The sequence below is a fragment of the Enterobacter cloacae complex sp. 6730903 genome, from assembly GCF_048283985.1.
Classification (GTDB): Bacteria; Pseudomonadota; Gammaproteobacteria; order Enterobacterales; family Enterobacteriaceae; genus Enterobacter; species Enterobacter hormaechei_C.
In genome coordinates, this window is sequence record NZ_JBLVXX010000148.1 from 1 (window position 1) to 760 (window position 760).

Sequence of the window (760 nt, forward strand, 5' to 3'; positions counted from 1 at the left end):
CAATGCCGCCTGGCTATCGAGTCGCAGGAGATTGACCTCACGCCGTCGGTCTCCGGTGGCGGCGCGGTCATAGCTGAGAGCGTACAGGGGGCCGTCTCTGTGCAGTACGAGCCGGGAACGAATAAGGCCACTCCTTCATTCCCCTGGTTCTATTCATCGCTGCGTGGGCTTGTGGTGGGCGGCAACCAGGTCCGGATCGAAAGGGGGTAGCATGGCAATCGACTATCGCCGGATGCGCGCCACGGCAACGCGGCTGCTGACGGAGAACGGCAAAGCCTACCAACTGACTCGCGGCGGAACCATCACCCGCGATCAGTACGGGAAAGAGGTTATCACCGAGCCTATTACAGCGACCGTTACCGGCGTTATCACCGAATACTCCACGCGTGAAATCGACGGTTCACTAATTGCTACGGGCGATAAGAAACTGGCGGCCACGTTTGAAACGGAAGTGCGCATTGGCGACCTCATTGATATCGACGGCAAAAAGTGGCGCGTGGTTCAGCCGAATCCGGTTAAGCCCGCAGATGTGCTGATCTCCTACAACATCCAGCTGAGGACCTGATTATGACCAGTTCTGCAAATCAGCCGTTCCTGGCTGCCATTCAGTTATTCGTAGATGGTTCAAAGCAGGAGATTGAGGAGGCGGTACGCCGGACGGGTATCAAAATCCTCGGGCGGTTGGTGGACATGTCACCTGTCGGGCAGCCAGAAATCTGGCAGGTAAACCAGACGGCATCAGCCTATAACACCGCGGTGC

The 760-nt window shown here is 57.5% G+C and carries 2 protein-coding genes and 1 pseudogene; all 3 read left to right on the forward strand.

Annotation, left to right across the window (positions count from 1 at the left end; all coding sequences use genetic code 11):
- The coding region (locus tag ACNQ0W_RS25265) for a DnaT-like ssDNA-binding protein (RefSeq protein ID WP_417933301.1) at nucleotides 1–210 on the forward strand (210 nt) is incomplete at its 5' end.
- A gap of 1 nt (nucleotide 211) precedes the next feature.
- Nucleotides 212–565 (forward strand): hypothetical protein, encoded by a 354-nt coding sequence (locus tag ACNQ0W_RS25270; protein ID WP_039270143.1) that lies wholly within the window; start codon nucleotides 212–214, stop codon nucleotides 563–565.
- A 2-nt stretch (nucleotides 566–567) separates the two neighbouring features.
- Nucleotides 568–760, forward strand: a pseudogene (locus tag ACNQ0W_RS25275) (hypothetical protein); the annotation flags it as partial.